We start from the raw sequence: 16,216 nt of genomic DNA, 5'->3' as shown, positions 1-16,216 counted from the left end.
CGGTGCCGATGGGGGGCGGGGCCGCCGATGGGGTAGGAGATGCACTCCTCCCCGCACCCTCGCCGCCTCCGCGCGCTCGCCGCTGTGGCGACCGCGGCCGTCGTCTCCCTCGCGCTGCCGCTGACGACGGCGCGGGCCGACGAGCCCGGCGACACCGTCGTCGGTGAGCTGGTCCAGGCCTGGCCGGAGACCGACCTGGCCGGTTCCCCCGCGGTGGCCGACGCTGCCGAGGGCCACGCCGCCGAGGCGCCGCTGAGCTGGGTCGAGACCGAGGCCGGCGAGGCCGTGCGCGTGCCGACCGAGGCCGTCGCCGACCTGCCCGTGGGGTCGACCGTCGAGGTGACCGTGGGGGACCGCCTGGCCGACGCCGCCGGTGCGGAGGGCTACGAGGCCGCCCGCGACGTCCTCGACGCCGAGGTGGTCGAGGAGGCGCCCGAGCACGCCGCCGCCCGCAGCGCGTCCCTCACCAACCGGGTCACCGTGGCCCTGGTGGTCCCGGCCGGAGGGACCGAGGACGGGACGACGCCGGCCCAGGTCGCGGCCGCCGTCGACGGGCCGGTCGCGGACTTCTGGGCCGAGCAGACCGACGGCGCCGTCTCCCTCGGGGTCGACGAGACCCACGACTGGATCCGCACGGCCGCGGGCTGCTCGGACCCCACCGCGCTGTGGAACGAGGTCGCCGACCGGATCGGCTTCCGGTCCGGGCCGGGCCGCCACCTGCTGCTCTACGTGAGCAGCCTCCCGCAGCAGCTGCCCGGCTGCTCCTACGCCCTCGGCCAGGTCGGCTCGGGCCCGGGCGCGGGTGGCCGTCTCTACGTCCGCGACGTGCTGCCCTCCGTGATCGCCCACGAGCTGGGTCACAACTTCGGCCTGGGGCACTCCTCCGGCCACCAGTGCGACGCCGCCGTCGAGACCGGCACCTGCCGCACCGCGTCCTACCGGGACTACTACGACGTCATGGGTGCCTCCTGGGCCTCCATGGGCGCCCTGAACGCCCCGCAGGCGGCGCTGCTCGGCGTCCTGCCCGCATCGGCCCAGGCGGCCGTCGCGGCCGGCGCCCCGGCCACCACGGTGACCCTCGCGCCGCTGTCCGGCCGGCAGGGCACCCGCGCCGTCCGGCTGACCGACCCCGAGGGCGCCACGTACTGGCTGGAGTACCGCGCCGCCACGGGGCGCGACGGGTGGCTGGGCACCGCGGAGAACCTGTTCGACCTGCAGTCCGGCGTCCTGCTGCACCGCGCCGGCGGGCTGCCCGACACCGCACTGCTCCTCGACGGCACCCCGGCGGCCGCCGGGAGCTGGGACGACGACCTGCAGGCGGCGTTGCCGGTGGGCGTGCCCGTGCCGGTCTCCGGTGGCGACCTCACGGTCACCGTGGACGCGGTCACCGCGGTCGGCGCCACCGTCACGGTGACCGGCGCGGCCGGGGACGCCGTCGCGACCACCCCGCTGCCGGAGGAGCCGTCCGGGGTGGAGCCCGAGGTGCTGCCGGGCACCCCGGAGCGCGCCGCGGCCCCCGCCGCCGCGGGCCCCGATGCCGATGGCGCCTCCGGCGCCGGGACGCCCGGGACGCTGCTCGGCACCCCCACCTCCGCCGGGACGCCGCTCCTGGCCGACGCGTTGCAGGCGGTCGACGTCGCGACGGCGGCGCAGACCTCGCGCGACGGCGGCTGGCCGCTGCCGGCCCTCGCGGCCGGCGGCCTCGGTGCGATCGCGCTCGCCGGCTGGGCGCTCGCCCGGCTCCGGGCCCGCGGCTGAGCGCACCGGCGACGCGGGGCGACCGACGTCGAGGGCCCGGAACCGGTTGTCCGGTTCCGGGCCCTCGGGGTGTCGCGGGGACTACTCGGCGTCGGCGATCGTGCAGATCGCCGCACCGCTGGTGACGGTGGCGCCCACCTCGGCCGACAGGCCGGTCACCGTGCCGGCCTTGTGGGCGGCGATCGGCTGCTCCATCTTCATCGCCTCGAGGACGACGACGAGGTCGCCCTCGGCCACGGTGTCCCCGTCGGAGACCGCGACCTTGACGATCGTCCCCTGCATCGGGCTGGTGAGGGCGTCGCCGGAGGCGGCCGAGCCGCCGTGCCCGCCGCTGCGCCGGCGGGGCTTGGCGCCCGGCGCCGCGGCGGGGGCACCACCGCCGGCGGCCAGCCCGGCGGGCAGGGAGACCTCGAGCCGGCGTCCGCCGACCTCGACGACGACGGTCTGCCGCTCCTCCGGCTCGCCGTGCTCGGTGGGGGTGGCGGAGTGCGGCGGGACCTGGTTGTCCCACTCGGTCTCGATCCAGCGGGTGTGCACGGTGAACGGCTCGCTGGTGAACGCCTCGTCGCGGACGACGGCCCGGTGGAACGGGATGACCGTCGGCATGCCCTCGACGACCAGCTCGTCCAGGGCGCGGCGGGCGCGCTGGAGCGCCTGCTCACGGGTGGCGCCGGTGACGATGAGCTTGGCCAGCATCGAGTCGAAGGCCCCGGCCACCTCACCGCCGGTCTCCACGCCGGAGTCCCACCGCACGCCCGGGCCCTGCGGGATCTCCAGCCGCTGCACCGGGCCGGGGGCGGGCATGAAGTTGCGCCCGGCGTCCTCGGCGTTGATGCGGAACTCGATGCTGTGCCCGCGCGGGGTGGGGTCCTCGGTGACGTCGAGGGGCAGCCCGTCGGCGATGCGGAACTGTTCGCGGACCAGGTCGATGCCGCTGGTCTCCTCGCTGACCGGGTGCTCCACCTGCAGCCGGGTGTTGACCTCCAGGAAGGAGATCGACCCGTCGGCGCCGACCAGGTACTCGACGGTCCCGGCGCCGTGGTAACCGGCCTCCCGGCAGATCGCCTTGGCCGAGGAGTGGATGCGCGCCCGCTGCTCGTCGGTCAGGAACGGCGCCGGCGCCTCCTCGACCAGCTTCTGGTTGCGGCGCTGCAGCGAGCAGTCGCGGGTGCCGACGACGACCACGTTGCCGTGGGTGTCGGCGAGCACCTGGGCCTCCACGTGCCGCGGCTTGTCCAGGAACCGCTCGACGAAGCACTCGCCGCGGCCGAAGGCGGAGACCGCCTCGCGGACCGCGGAGTCGAACAGCTCGGGGATCTCGTCGGTGGTGCGAGCCACCTTGAGCCCGCGGCCGCCACCGCCGAAGGCGGCCTTGATGGCCACCGGGAGGCCGTGCTCCTCGGCGAAGGCGAGGACCTCGTCGGCGCCGGAGACCGGGTCCTTGGTGCCCGGCACCAGCGGCGCACCGGCCTTGGTGGCGATGTGCCGGGCCTGCACCTTGTCGCCCAGCGCGATGATCGCCTCGGGGGAGGGGCCGATCCAGGTCAGCCCCGCGTCGATGACCGCCCGCGCGAAGTCGGCGTTCTCGGACAGGAAGCCGTACCCGGGGTGGATCGCGTCGGCGCCGGACTGCGCGGCGGCCTGGAGGATCTTGTCGATGACCAGGTACGAGTCGCCGGGCGTCGTCCCGCCGAGGGCGAAGGCCTCGTCGGCCATCCGCACGTGCAGCGCATCGCGGTCGGGCTCGGCGTAGACGGCGACGCTGGTCAGCCCCGCGTCCTTGCACGCGCGCGCGACGCGCACGGCGATCTCGCCGCGGTTGGCGATCAGGACCTTCTGCACGGGTCCTCCTCCTCCGGTTGTCGAGCCGCTCGACTGTAGCCAGCGGGGCGCCGCCGACGCTCCCGCAGGGTGGACCGCCGCGCCCGGACCGGGCCCGGTCGCCGCGCCGGTCGCCTAGCCTGCGGCGATGACCTCCCGAGGGGCCTGGGTGCAGCGACCGCCCGACGACGTCCCCCCGCTGAACGCCGGCTTCGACGGGCGGCCCGACGAGTACGACGACCTGCGCGCCACCGGTCACATGGCGCGGCGGCGGGCCGACCACTTCGACCGGCTGCTCGCCGCGGTCCCGGGCCGGGTGCTGGAGGTCGGCTGCGGCACCGGCACGCTGCTGCGCGAGCTGGCGACCCGTCACCCCGCCCGCACGTTCGTGGGCGTCGAGCCGCTGCCCAACTACGTCGACTACGCCCGGCGGCGCGCGGAGGCGGCCGGGCTGGACAACGTGCGGTTCGTGGTCGGCACGGGGGAGACCCTCACCGACGCCGTCCCCGCCGGCTCCGCGGACCTGGTGATCAGCGTCGACGCCCTGCACCACGTGACCGACCTGGACCGGGTCCTCGCGCAGGTGCGGGCGGTGAGCTCTCCGTCGGCCCGGTGGCGGGCGATGGAGCCCAACCGCGTGCACCCCTACGTCTGGGCCTACCACGTGCTCACGCCCGGGGAGCGGACCTTCCCGGTCCGCGACTTCCTCCGGCGGGCGCGGGCCGGGGGCTGGCAGCCGGCGGGCCGCGAGAACCTCTACCTCTACCCGAGCGGGGTGCGCCGGGTCCCCGCGTGGGCCGAGCGGCTCGAGCGCCGCCTGGAGCGCCTGCGGCCCGTCGCCGGCGCCGTCGTCCTCGACCTGGTCCGGGCCGACCCGGTCAGCGGCGCCAGAGGTCGGTGATCGTCAGCCCGCGCTTGGCCAGCTGGGTGCGCAGGGTCGCCAGGGACAGGCCGACCACGGCCGCGGGGTCGCCGTCCACCCGGCGGACGAACGGTGCGCCCAGCCCGTCGAGGGTGAACGCGCCGGCCACGGCCAGCGGCTCCCCGGTCGCCAGGTAGGCCTCGATCTCCTGCGGCGTCGGCGTGGCGAAGTGGACCGCGGTCGACACGACGGCGACGTCCCGGCTCACCACCCGGCCGTCCTGGACGTCGAACAGCGCCTGCCCGGTGTGCAGCACGCCGCTCTTGCCGCTCATCCGCTGCCAGCGGTCGCGCGCGTCCCGGGCGTCGGCCGGCTTGCCCAGCGCCTGTCCGCGGAACTCCAGCAGTGAGTCGGCGCCGACGACGAGCGCGTCGGTCTCCTGCTTGGCGACCGCGCCGGCCTTGGCGGCGGCCAGGAGCGCGACCTTCTCACCCACCCGCGGAGCCGTCACGGCCGACTCGTCGACGTCGCTGACGACGACCTCGGGGGTGAGGCCGGCCTGCCGCAGCAGCGTCAGCCGCGCCGGGGACGCCGACGCGAGCACCAGCCGACGATCGACACTCATGCGAACCTCCCTGCGGCGCGCCAGCCGCCGGGGCCGGGGCGCAGTGCTGTGCGGTGGGCGTCGCCGAACGCGGCCCAGGCCCCGACCGGGGCGGGCCGGCGGCGGGGCCGTCGCTGCGACAGCGCGGCGACGGCGACGGTGAGGGCGGCGAGCTCCTCGGGACTGGGCTCACCCTTGACGACCCGCAGGAGCGGGCCGGCCGGGGACGACGATGTCACAGCGGGATGTTCCCGTGCTTCTTCGGGGGCAACGTCTGCCGCTTGTTGGCCAGGAGCCGCAGTCCCTTGGTGATCTCGATGCGGGTCTCCGACGGCCGGATCACCTGGTCGACGTACCCACGGTCGGCCGCGATGTACGGGGACAGCAGCGCGTCCTCGTACTCGGTGATCAGTTCGGCCCGGCGGGCGTCGGGGTCGTCGGCCTCGGCCAGCTCGCGCCGGTAGAGGATGTTCACCGCGCCCTGCGCGCCCATCACCGCGATCTGCGCCGTCGGCCAGGCCAGGTTGAGGTCGGCGCCGAGGTGCTTGGAGCCCATGACGTCGTAGGCGCCGCCGTAGGCCTTGCGGGTGATGACGGTGATCTTCGGGACGGTCGCCTCCGCGTAGGCGTAGATCAGCTTCGCGCCGCGGCGGATGATCCCCTCCCACTCCTGGGAGGTGCCGGGCAGGAAGCCGGGGACGTCGACGAAGGTCAGCACCGGGATGTTGAAGGCGTCGCAGGTGCGCACGAACCGCGCCGCCTTCTCGCTGGCGTCGATGTCGAGGGTGCCGGCGAACTGGGTGGGCTGGTTGGCCACGACGCCGACCGGGCGGCCCTCGACCCGGCCGAAGCCGACCACGATGTTCGGGCCGAACAGCGGCTGCACCTCGAGGAACTCGCCGTCGTCGAGGACGTGCTGGACGACGGTGTGCATGTCGTAGGGCGTGTTGGCCGAGTCCGGGATGAAGGTGTCCAGCTCCCGGTCGTCGTCGGTGACGCCGTCGGGGGTGGTGTCGACCGGGGCGACCTCGAGGGCCGGGAGCGGGTCGAGGTTGTTGCTGGGCAGGTAGGACAGCAGCGCCTTGACGTAGTCCAGCGCGTCGGTCTCGTCCTCGGCCAGGTAGTGCGCCACTCCGGACTTGGTGTTGTGCGTGCGGGCGCCGCCGAGCTCCTCGAGCGTGACGTCCTCGCCGGTGACCGTCTTCACCACGTCCGGGCCGGTGATGAACATCTGGCTGGTCTTGTCCACCATCACCACGAAGTCGGTGAGCGCGGGGGAGTAGACGTGCCCGCCGGCGGCGGCGCCCATGACCAGCGAGATCTGCGGGATGACGCCGGAGGCGTGCACGTTGCGGCGGAAGATCTCCGCGTACAGGCCCAGGGAGACCACGCCCTCCTGGATCCGCGCGCCGCCGCCCTCGTTGATGCCGACGACCGGGCAGCCGTTGCGCATGGCCAGGTCGAGCACCTTGACGATCTTCTCGCCGTAGACCTCGCCGAGGCTGCCCCCGAAGACGGTCACGTCCTGGGAGAAGACGCACACCGGCCGGCCGTCGACGGTGCCGTAGCCGGTGACGACGCCGTCCCCGAAGGGACGCCGGTCGTCCATGCCGAAGTTGGTGGAGCGGTGGCGGGCGAACTCGTCGAGCTCGGTGAACGAGCCCGGGTCCAGCAGCGCCTCGATCCGCTCGCGGGCGGTCATCTTGCCCGCGGCGTGCTGCTTCTCCACCGCGCGCGCCGAGCCGGCGTGCGTGGCCTCCTGGACCCGCCGCTCGAAGTCCGCCAGCTTCCCCGCTGTCGTGTGGATGTCGACGTCGCCGGGCAGGTGCTCGCCAGCGTTCTCCAGTTCAGCCGCTGTCACAGGTTCCGTAGCGTAGGGGAGTGCCCGAACCGTCGCCGTCCGCGTCCGTCGACCCCGCGCGGGCGCCCCTGGACGGTCCCGCCGTCGCCGCCGCGCTCACCCCGGACAGCCTGCTGTGGCGGTCGGTCGAGGTGGTCCCCGAGGTCGGCTCCACCAACGCCGTGCTGCTGGCGCGGGCCGCGGACGACGCGCCGGAGGGCAGCGTCCTCGTCGCCGAGTACCAGGCCGCCGGCCGCGGGCGCCTGGACCGGACCTGGGCCTCGCCGCCCGGTGCCGGGCTCACCGTCTCCCTCCTGCTGCGCCCCGACGTGCCCGCGGCGCGGCGCGGGTGGCTGGCGCTGCTGACCGGGATCGCGCTGGCCGAGGCGGTCGGCGAGGTGCCGGGGGTGCGGGCGTCGCTGAAGTGGCCCAACGACCTGCTCGCCGCCGACGGCGCCAAGCTGGCCGGCATCCTCGCCGAGGTGGGCTCGGGCGCCGTCGTCGTCGGGGTCGGCCTGAACGTCTCCACCCGCGCCGAGGAGCTGCCCGAGGGCGGCACCTCGCTGGTCCTGGCCGCGGGCCGGCCGGTGGACCGGACCTCGGTGCTGCTGCAGTTCCTGCGCGGCTTCGAGCGGCGCTACCGGCCGTGGGTCGAGGCGCTGGGCGACCCGGTGGGCAGCGGGCTGGCCCGCGACTACCTGGCCTGGTGCTCCACCGTCGGGACGCCGGTCGTGGTCAGCCTGCCGGACGGCTCCACCCTCGAGGGCACCGCCGAGTCGGTGGACTGGGACGGCCGGCTCGTCGTCCGGACGCCGGAGGGGACCGTCGCGCTCGCCAGCGGTGACGTCCGACACGTCCGGACACACGCCCGGGAGCGCTGAGCGGCGCCGAAGGTCGGTCATCCTGACCGGGTGCCCTACCCGGACAAGCTCCTGGCCGAGGACGAAGAGGTCGTCCGCCACCTGCACCCGCACTGGCTGACGATCTTCTGGCCGATCGTCGCCTTCCTCCTCGTGGTCGGCGGCGCCTCCTACGGCGCGGCCCTCGTCCCCGACGGCCGCCAGCAGGGCGTCGTCCGCCTGGTGATCGCGGGCGTCGCGCTGGTGCTGCTGCTCGTCTTCGTGCTGGTCCCCGTCCTGCGGTGGCGGACGACTCACTACGTGGTCACCACCCACCGGCTGCTCTTCCGAGAGGGCGTCCTCGCCCGCCACGGCCGCGACATCGGGCTGTCCCGGATCACCGACGTGTCCTACCGCCAGACGCTCTGGGAGCGGCTGATCAGCTCCGGCACGCTGACGATCGAGTCGGCCGGTGACGGCGGCCCGACGGTGCTCCGGCAGATCCCCGACAGCGACGGCGTCCAGCAGCTGCTCAACCACATGATCGAGGAGGACGCGGACCGGCGGGCGCAGGAGAGCGCCGGCTACATCCGTGACCAGGACGGCTGGTACCCCACCGCACGGCTGTGACTGCTGATCACGCGTTGTGATGACTTGCCAACGCTGCGCTGCGACTCTGTTCGCGCCTCGCCTCAAGACGGGCCGGGGCCGCCCCTAGCGTCGATCGCGGACGAGGACGGATCGGTCCTCCTCCGGACACGGCGAGGAGCGGTATGCAGACCCACGGCGACACGCGGAGCGCCCCGCAGCGCGACATCAGGGCGCTGACCGGGCTCCGTGCCGTGGCCGCGACCTGGGTGGTGCTCTTCCACCTGCTGGCCTTCTCCGGCCCCTACCTGGCCCCGTTCGGAGCCGTCCAGGCGATCGTGCGGTCGGGCTGGGTGGGCGTCGAGCTGTTCTTCGTGCTCAGCGGCTTCGTCATCGCGCTGGCCTACCTCGACCGGATGGGCCGCCGTCCCCGCCTGCGGGGCACGTGGGACTTCCTGGTCAGCCGCTTCGCGCGGGTGTGGCCGGCGTGGGCGGTCGTCACCGTCGTCATGGGCGCCTTCGTCTACGGGCTGCGGTCCCGGGGGCTGGACGCCGACGTCATCGCGCCGCACCCCGACGCCGACCTGCCCGAGCTGCTGCGGCAGCTGACCATGACGCAGATGTGGGACCGGTCCGCGCTCACCGGCGCGAGCTTCGTGCCGCCGGGCTGGTCGATCAGCGCCGAGTGGACGGCGTACCTGGCCTTCCCGCTGCTGGCGCTGCTGGCCTCCCGCCTGCAGCGGCTGCCCGGCCTCGTCCTGCTGCTGCTCTCCGTCGCCGCCATGGCGCCGCTGAGCGTCACCGCGTTCGTCCTCGGCACCCCCGACCACGACCAGAACTGGGTGCTGCGCATCGCGTGCGGGTTCACCGCCGGGATCCTGGCCGCGCTCGCCGTCCGCCGGCTGCGGGCGGACGCGCGGGCCGAACGGGTCGCGCCGGCCGCGGTCCGGGGCTCGGTGGTGTGCGTCGTCCTCGGGCTGCTGTGGGGCTCCTGGCGGCAGGGCGGCGACTGGAGCGTCGACTACTCCGCGACGGTCGTCGTCGTCTTCCCGGTGCTCATCGCGGCCCTGTCGCTGAGCGAGCGCGGGCTCGCACGCCGGCTGTCCTCCCGGCCGCTGGTCTACGGAGGACGCATCTCGTACTGCCTGTACCTGGTGCACTTCCCGGTGGTCGAGCTGGTCTTCACCCTGCCCTGGCAGGGCCAGGACGAGCGCTGGGTGCTCACGCCGGGGCAGGCGCTGCTGACGCCCGTGCTCGTGGGGTTGTCCTTCCTCGGGGCCGCCGCCCTGCACCACGGGGTGGAGGAGCCGGCCCGCCGGCTCGTGCTCCGGCTGGCCGGGGCGCGGCGCGCTCCGGCGCGGGTCGCGGTGCCCGCGGTCACCGTCGTGCCCGGCGACCCGACCCGCGGCGGCCGGGCGGTGACCCCCCGGGTGCCGGGCGACCGCGGCGTGGTGCCGGCGCCGCGGGCCGCGGCGGGGCCCCGGACGGCCGCGCCCCTGCCGGCGCACGCCGTCCGGAACCGCGCGCTGCGGAGCGTCGCGAGCGATGCGCGAGAGCACCGGCTCTCCGCAACCGTCCGACCCTCCACCTGAGCCGGGCGGGCAGCCCGCCCCGTCGCGGTGCGGCGGACCGGCGCCGCCGGCGGTGACCGGCACCACCCGTCGGCGACCGTCCACGTACCCACCCGGGTCGTGGCTCCGGAGGAGCCGGGGGCACGTGTGACACGAGGTGACGGAGCTTGTCAGCAGGTGCCCAGACCGGCGGCCAGCGTCGTGGAGCTCAGCGGGGCGGCGCGCCCGACGACCCGCCTAGCCTCGACCGGGTGTCGAGGCGGAACGGTTCCGTCCGCCGGTCAGGGGGCATGGTGCGGTTGCGGAGGTCAGCGGGCGAGGCCCGGACGGTCGAGGTCGACGGGCCGCGGAACGAGATCCGGGCCCTGACCGGGCTGCGCTTCGTCGCGGCGCTGTGGGTGGTGCTCTACCACTTCCGGCTCCTGCTCATGCCCCTGCTGGGTCCGGTGGCCTTCCTGAAGCCGGTCCTGGCCGCGGGGTGGTTGGGCGTCGAGCTGTTCTTCGTGCTCAGCGGCTTCGTGATCACCCTGAGCTACGTCGAGGAGTGCGGACGGCGCTTCTCGGTGCCCGTCGCCGCCCGGTTCCTCGTCGCGCGGTTCGCCCGCGTGTGGCCCGCCTGGGCGGTGATGACCGCGCTCAGCTTCACCGCGCTCCTGCTCATCCAGGGCATGGGCTGGGACCCGGACGCGATCGTCCCGCACCCGCCGCTGACGGAGATGCCCCTGCTGCGCCAGCTGACCATGACGCAGATGTGGGGACGCCACAGCCTCAAGGGCTCCAGCTACGACGCCCCCGGCTGGTCGATCAGCGCCGAGTGGCTGGCCTACGCCGTCTTCCCGCTGCTGGCGCTGGGGCTGTGGTTCCTGCGCCGGCTGCCTGCCGCGGTGCTCCTCGCCCTGGCGGTCGGCGCCATGCTCCCGCTGGTCGTGGACGAGTACGTGCACGGGCTCGGCGTCGAGGAGATCTCCTGGTTCGCCCGCCTCGCCTGGAGCTTCCTCGCCGGTGCGCTGGCCGCCCTGGCCGTGCGCCGCTGCCGTCGAGGCCCGTGGTCGGATCGCCTCGGCCTGGTCATGGTCGTGGTCTCGATCACGGCGCTGCTCGTCGTGTGCAACTGGGCCGCCTGGCGTTCCGAGCTCGACGACCGCGTCTACTACGGCGTCGCCGTGGGCGTCTTCCCCCTGCTGGTGGCCGGGCTGGCGCTGACCGGGCGAGGGCCGTCGCGCTGGCTGTCCGGGCCGGTCCTCGGCTACGGCGGCCGGATCTCCTACTGCCTCTACCTGGTCCACTTCCCGCTGCGGGACCAGCTCCTCGCCGTGGTCTGGCGGGACCCGGCCGACCTCGGGGAGATGACCCCCGGCCTGGCGCTGGCCGTGCCCGGCCTGGTCGCCCTGTCGCTGGCGGGCGCCGCGGCCCTCCACCACGGCGTGGAGGTCCCTGCCCGTCGCGCGATCCTCCGGCTGTCCCAGCGGGTGCCGCTGCTCCGCCGGCCGGCGCGACCGGCACCCGCGCCGGCCCAGCCGGTGCTCGGCTCCGTCGGGCTGTTCGGTCAGACGGAGCTGGCCCCGCTGCCGGCCCCGCGGCCGCCGCGTCCCGGGGCGCCGGGTCCGGAGCTGCCGGACCGGGTGCGCGCAACTGTCGGACCCACTCCCTAACGTCGGACGCCATGCGGCTGCTGCACACCTCGGACTGGCACATCGGCCGGTCGCTGCACGGCGCCGACCTGCTCCGCGAACAGGAGGCGGTGCTCGGCGGGCTGGCCGACGTCGTCGTCGCCGAGTCCGTCGACGTCGTCGTGGTCGCCGGGGACGTCTACGACCGGGCGGTGCCGTCGGCGGACGCGACCGCGGTCCTGGACCGGGTGGTCGGCCGGCTCCTGCGCGCCGGCGCGACCGTCGTCCTGACCCCCGGGAACCACGACTCCGCGCGGCGGCTGGGCACGTTCTCCGAGCTGCTGTCGACCGCGGGCCTGCACGTCCGCGCCGCGACGACCCGCCTCGACGAGCCGGTGCTGCTGCGCGACGAGCACGGCGAGGTCGCCCTCTACGGGCTGCCCTACCTGGAGCCGGAGATCGCCCGGCACGAGCTCGGCGTCCCTGGCGCGCGCAACCACGAGGCGGTGCTGACCGAGGCGATGGACCGGGTGCGCGCCGACCTGTTCCTCCGGCCCGGCGCCCGCTCGGTGGTGCTCGCGCACGCCTTCGTCGGCGGTGGCGTGCCCAGCGAGAGCGAGCGCGACATCTGCGTCGGTGGGGTCGACCTGGTGCCCGCCGCCGCCTTCGACGGGGTCGACTACGTCGCCCTGGGCCACCTGCACCGGCCGCAGACCCTCACCCCGCGGCTGCGCTACAGCGGCTCCCCGCTGGCCTACTCCTTCGGCGAGGCCGGCCAGCAGAAGCAGGCCTGGCTCGTGGACCTCGACGCCGGCGGCCTGGCCGAGGTGCGGCCGCTGCCGCTGCCCACCCCCCGCCCGCTCACCGTGCTCACCGGCACGCTCGCCGAGCTGCTCGACGACCCGGCGCACGACGCCGTCGCGGAGCACTTCGTCTCCGCGCGGCTGACCGACGACGTCCGTCCTGCCGACCCGATGCGCCGGTTGCAGACCCGCTTCCCGCACTGCGTGCACCTGGAGTGGACCGGCGGGAGCTCCGGCGGCGACGGGCGCAGCTACCAGGAGCGGCTGCGCGGGCGCAGCGACATGGACGTCGCCGGCGAGTTCGTCACCCACGTCCGCGGTGGGGTCGGCGCGACCCTCGCCGAGCGGGAGCTGCTGGGGCGGGCCCTGGGCGCGGCGGCCCGCGAGGAGCTGACCCGGTGAGGCTGCACTCGCTGTCGCTGTCGGCGTTCGGCCCGTTCGCCGGCACCGAGACCCTCGACGTCGACGCCGTCGCCCGCGACGGGCTGTTCCTCCTGTGGGGCCCCACCGGCGCGGGCAAGACGACGCTGCTCGACGCCGTCGTCTTCGCCCTCTACGGGGTCGTGCCCGGCGCCCGCGGCGAGGAGAAGCGGCTGCGCAGCGACCACGCCGACGCCGGCACGCGCACCGAGGTCTCCCTGGAACTCACCCTCGCCGGGGAGCGGCTGCTCGTCGTCCGCCGGCCCGAGCAGACCCGCCCGAAGAAGCGCGGCACCGGGGAGACCACCGAGCAGGCCAAGCTCCTGGTCCAGCGGCGGGACGGGGACAGCTGGGAGCCGGTCAGCACCCGGATCGACGAGGGGTCGGAGTACCTGCGGGTGCGGCTGGGCCTGTCCGCCGAGCAGTTCTGCCAGGTGGTGCTCCTGCCGCAGGGCGACTTCGCCCGCTTCCTCCGCGCCGAGCCGGAGGACCGCGCCCGGCTGCTGCGCACCCTGTTCGACGTCGGCCGGTTCGCCCGCGCCGAGGAGTGGCTGGCGGGGGAGCGGCGCGCCGCCGAGGAGGCGTTGCGCGCCGACCGGCACCGGATCAGCACGCTGCTGCACCGGGTCGCCCAGATCGCCGACGTCGAGGTGCCCGAGGAGCTGGCCCCCGAGCTGGTCGGCGCGCACCCCGGGACGTCGGTGCGCGCCTGGGTGGCCGGCGTGCGCACCCGGGCCGCCGCCGAGCGGGCCCGCGCCGCCGCGGCCGCCGAGGAGACCGCGGCCCGCAGCGCCCGGCTCGACGCCGAGCTGGCCGAGGCGCGCGCCCTCGCCGACCGGCACGCCCGGCGGGACCGCGCTCGGCAGGAGCTGTCCCGGCTGACCGCGCAGGAGGAGCAGCTGGCTCCGCTGCGCGCCCGTGCCGACGCCGGACGGCGGGCCGAGGCGCTCCGCGACGTCCTGGAGAACGCCGACCGGACCGCCCGCGCCGCCGCGGACGCCGTCTCGGGCCTGGACTCCGCCCGCGCCGCCTGGGCGGAGGTGGCCGCCCGGCTCGACCCGCCCTCCCCGGACGCGGACTCCCTGCTCGCCCGCGAGCTGCGTGACGCCGCGGCCGCGGCCCGCGCGCTGGTGCCCGAGGCCGACCGGGCCGGCGAGCTGGCCCGCGCCACCACCCGGCTCGGCCGGGAGGTCGCCGCCCTGACCGAGCGCTGCGCGGAGGGGGACCGCGCGGCGCGGGACTGGCCGGAGCGGGTCGCCGAGGCCCAGCGCCGGCTGGACGACGCGCTGGCCGCCGCCGCGCGGCTGCCCGGGCTCACCGCGGCCGAGGAGTCCGCCCGCACGGCGCTCGCGGCCGCCCGCCGGGCCGAGCAGGTCGGGGCCGAGCTGGCCGCCGCGCGGGCGCTCGCCGACGCGGCGCGGCTGGCCTGGGTGGAGGCCCGCGAGCGACTGGTGGAGCTGCGCGCCGCCCGGCTCGACGGGATGGCCGCCGAGCTGGCCGCCGGGCTGCGACCCGGTGCCGACTGCCCGGTGTGCGGGGCCACCGAGCACCCCCGGCCGGCCGAGCACGCCGGCCCGGCCGTCTCCGCCGACGACGAGGAGCGCGTCCGGGGCGCGGCCGACGTCGCCGAGGAGCGGGCCACCGCCACCCGGCGCGCCGCCGAGGAGCTGGACCGCGAGTTCGCCGTGCTGCGGGCGCAGGCCGGGGAGCTCCCGCTCGCCGAGCTCGCCACGCGGGCCGAGCAGGCCGGTGCCGAGCTGGCGCAGGTCGCCGGGCTCGCCGGCGCCGCCGACGCGGTCCGCGCCGAGCTGGCCCGGCGGGAGGCCGCCCGGGACGCCGCCGCGGCCACGCTCGCCGCCGACCGCGAGGAGCTGCAGCGGCGCACCGCCGAACGAGCGGCCCGCGAGGAGGCCCTGCACGAGCTGACCGCGCGGCTGGACGCCGCCCGGGGGGAGGACGCCGACCTGCCCGCGCGGGTCCGCCGCCTCACCCGGGCCGCCGAGCGGTGCGAGGCCGTCGTGGCGGCCGAGGCCGAGGAGCTGCGCGCCCGGGCGGCCGCGGACACCGCCCGGGTCACCGCCGCGCAGCGGGCGGCCGCCGCCGGTTTCGCCGACGTCCGGGACGCGGACGCCGCCCTGCTGGGGACCGGCGAGCTGGCCGCGTTGGAGCGCCGGATCCGCGAGCACGACGACGCCCGGTCGGTCGTGGCCGCGACCCTCGCCGACCCCGAGCTCACCGACCTGCTCGACCGGCCCGACGTGGCCGCCCTGCAGCAGCGGTGCGCCGAGCTCACCGCACGGCGTGAGGAGGCGGTCACCGCCCTCGACCAGGCCCGCCGCTGCGCCTCGGCGCTCGACGGGCTGGCCGGCGAGGTGACCGCCGCCGAGGTGGAGCTGGGCGAGCGCGGGGCGTGGGCCGGTCAGGTCGCCGCGCTGGCCGACCTGGTCAACGGCCGGGGCGCCAACACGCTGCGGATGCGGCTGCAGTCGTTCGTCCTCGCTGCCCGGCTGGAGCAGGTCGCCGAGGTGGCCAGCCGGCGGCTCCAGGAGATGTCGGGGGGCCGGTACACGTTCCTGCACAGCGACGCGCAGGCCCGCCACGGCGCCCGCGGCGGCCTGGGGCTGGACGTGTTCGACGAGTACACCGGCACCCGGCGGCCGACCAAGACCCTCTCCGGCGGCGAGAGCTTCATGGCCTCGCTGGCGCTGGCGCTCGGGCTGGCCGACGTCGTCACCGCCGAGGCCGGGGGCGTGCAGATGGACACGCTCTTCGTCGACGAGGGTTTCGGCACCCTCGACGCGCAGGCCCTCGACGCGGTGATGAACGTCCTCGACGAGCTGCGCCGGGGCGGGCGGACCGTCGGCGTCATCAGCCACCTCGAGGAGCTGCGCACCCGCATCCCCACCCGGCTGGAGGTCGTCGCCGGGCGGCACGGCTCACGGCTGGCCGGCTGAGCGCCCCGCCGGGCCCGCGATCCGCAGCGCGGGAGCCAGTTCGGCGATGCGGCGCAGCAGCTCCTCGAGCGGCCGGCCGCACAGGTCGGTGAGCCGGCGGGTGGTCCGCTCGAGCTCGCCGACGGTCAGCGGGTGGTCGGCGACGCCCGCGTTGGACCACACCGGCCGCATCCCCTCGTCGTCGCCGAGCCCGCCGCCCCGGTCGTCGTCGGCGTCGCCCCACACGGTGTGCACCACCGCGGTGCGGATCGCGTAGAGCTTGCGCACCTGGTGGGTCCACTCGAGGACGTCGTCGTTGAGCCGGCGGTCCCGCACGTGCAGGGGCATGAGGTTGCGGATGATGCGCACCAGCGCGTCCAGCTCGAGGGGGAGCAGGTAGGGAGCGCTCTTCGCGTCCATGCCGCTGAGCCCCCGGGCCAGCTGGGCGACCGCCCGCTCCGCGCCGGCGCCCGCACCGACCAGTCGCCCGACGGCGCGGTCCCACGTCGTCGGGTCTGCTGCCACGCCGTCCAGTCTGCCGCGAGGCCGGCGGCCGGCCCGGCGGGG

The 16,216-nt window shown here is 76.1% G+C and carries 13 protein-coding genes; 8 read left to right on the top strand and 5 right to left on the bottom strand.

The features are described from left to right. Positions 1-84 precede the first annotated feature (84 nt). Positions 85-1,758: a reprolysin-like metallopeptidase gene (locus tag ACI79D_RS19455; RefSeq protein ID WP_456920124.1), complete on the top strand. Its 1,674-nt coding sequence runs from the start codon at positions 85-87 to the stop codon at positions 1,756-1,758. An 81-nt stretch (positions 1,759-1,839) separates the two neighbouring features. On the opposite strand, the gene ACI79D_RS19450 is transcribed toward ACI79D_RS19455, so the two are convergent. Further along, on the bottom strand, positions 1,840-3,600 hold the full coding sequence (locus ACI79D_RS19450; protein WP_456920123.1) for an acetyl/propionyl/methylcrotonyl-CoA carboxylase subunit alpha: 1,761 nt from the start codon (positions 3,598-3,600) through the stop codon (positions 1,840-1,842). Positions 3,601-3,727: 127 nt separating this feature from the next. Between ACI79D_RS19450 and ACI79D_RS19445 the strand changes: the two genes are divergently transcribed. Beyond that, positions 3,728-4,480, top strand: a complete 753-nt coding sequence (locus ACI79D_RS19445) for a class I SAM-dependent methyltransferase (protein WP_456920122.1) — start codon at positions 3,728-3,730, stop codon at positions 4,478-4,480. Here the strand turns inward: ACI79D_RS19445 and ACI79D_RS19440 are convergent. From ACI79D_RS19440 to ACI79D_RS19430, 3 genes are read right to left on the bottom strand one after another with little or no spacing between them, the layout of a single operon-like run. After that, positions 4,458-5,066: a Maf family protein gene (locus ACI79D_RS19440; RefSeq protein WP_456920121.1), complete on the bottom strand. Its 609-nt coding sequence runs from the start codon at positions 5,064-5,066 to the stop codon at positions 4,458-4,460. The genes ACI79D_RS19445 and ACI79D_RS19440 overlap by 23 nt on opposite strands. Next, the gene (locus tag ACI79D_RS19435) at positions 5,063-5,284 is read right to left on the bottom strand and encodes an acyl-CoA carboxylase epsilon subunit (protein ID WP_456920120.1); all 222 of its coding nucleotides are present in this window, start codon (positions 5,282-5,284) and stop codon (positions 5,063-5,065) included. The genes ACI79D_RS19440 and ACI79D_RS19435 overlap by 4 nt, the downstream gene beginning before the upstream one ends. Further along, positions 5,281-6,906, bottom strand: coding sequence for an acyl-CoA carboxylase subunit beta (locus ACI79D_RS19430; RefSeq protein WP_456920119.1), 1,626 nt, complete (start codon positions 6,904-6,906; stop codon positions 5,281-5,283). Before ACI79D_RS19430 ends, ACI79D_RS19435 begins: the two co-directional genes overlap by 4 nt. A gap of 20 nt (positions 6,907-6,926) precedes the next feature. On the opposite strand from ACI79D_RS19430, the gene ACI79D_RS19425 reads away from it, so the two are divergent. The 6 genes from ACI79D_RS19425 (at position 6,927) to ACI79D_RS19400 (ending at position 15,670) form a co-directional block, all read left to right on the top strand. Beyond that, entirely contained in the window at positions 6,927-7,766 is an 840-nt protein-coding gene (locus ACI79D_RS19425) for a biotin--[acetyl-CoA-carboxylase] ligase (protein ID WP_456920118.1), read from the top strand. A 30-nt stretch (positions 7,767-7,796) separates the two neighbouring features. Then, a complete protein-coding gene (locus ACI79D_RS19420) occupies positions 7,797-8,354 on the top strand; it encodes a PH domain-containing protein (protein WP_456920117.1) in 558 nt (185 codons plus the stop codon). Between the two features lie 143 nt (positions 8,355-8,497). Next, positions 8,498-9,904 (top strand): acyltransferase family protein, encoded by a 1,407-nt coding sequence (locus ACI79D_RS19415; RefSeq protein WP_456920116.1) that lies wholly within the window; start codon positions 8,498-8,500, stop codon positions 9,902-9,904. Between the two features lie 269 nt (positions 9,905-10,173). Beyond that, a complete protein-coding gene (locus ACI79D_RS19410; protein WP_456920115.1) occupies positions 10,174-11,535 on the top strand; it encodes an acyltransferase family protein in 1,362 nt (453 codons plus the stop codon). Between the two features lie 11 nt (positions 11,536-11,546). Next, positions 11,547-12,698 (top strand): exonuclease SbcCD subunit D, encoded by a 1,152-nt coding sequence (locus ACI79D_RS19405; protein ID WP_456920114.1) that lies wholly within the window; start codon positions 11,547-11,549, stop codon positions 12,696-12,698. Further along, positions 12,695-15,670 carry an AAA family ATPase gene (locus tag ACI79D_RS19400; RefSeq protein ID WP_456920113.1) on the top strand — a complete coding sequence of 992 codons (2,976 nt, stop codon included), beginning with the start codon at positions 12,695-12,697 and terminating at the stop codon, positions 15,668-15,670. Before ACI79D_RS19405 ends, ACI79D_RS19400 begins: the two co-directional genes overlap by 4 nt. Here the strand turns inward: ACI79D_RS19400 and ACI79D_RS19395 are convergent. Next, complete coding sequence (locus tag ACI79D_RS19395; protein ID WP_456920112.1) at positions 15,653-16,174, bottom strand: hypothetical protein; 522 nt, start codon at positions 16,172-16,174, stop codon at positions 15,653-15,655. The two genes, ACI79D_RS19400 and ACI79D_RS19395, sit on opposite strands and share 18 nt — an antisense overlap. Between the last annotated feature and the right edge of the window lie 42 nt (positions 16,175-16,216).

The sequence above is a fragment of the Geodermatophilus sp. SYSU D00708 genome (genome assembly GCF_054050115.1).
Note: the sequence above shows the minus strand (reverse complement) of the source record. Positions and strands in the feature narration are given on the sequence as shown.

Bases quoted from the DNA above. Each gene is read 5' to 3' on its own strand.
- ACI79D_RS19445 (WP_456920122.1), top strand. From the start codon at position 3,728: ATGACCTCCCGAGGGGCCTGGGTGCAGCGACCGCCCGACGACGTCCCC.
- ACI79D_RS19440 (WP_456920121.1), bottom strand. From the start codon at position 5,066: ATGAGTGTCGATCGTCGGCTGGTGCTCGCGTCGGCGTCCCCGGCGCGG.
- ACI79D_RS19415 (WP_456920116.1), top strand. From the start codon at position 8,498: ATGCAGACCCACGGCGACACGCGGAGCGCCCCGCAGCGCGACATCAGG.
- ACI79D_RS19410 (WP_456920115.1), top strand. From the start codon at position 10,174: ATGGTGCGGTTGCGGAGGTCAGCGGGCGAGGCCCGGACGGTCGAGGTC.
- ACI79D_RS19405 (WP_456920114.1), top strand. From the start codon at position 11,547: ATGCGGCTGCTGCACACCTCGGACTGGCACATCGGCCGGTCGCTGCAC.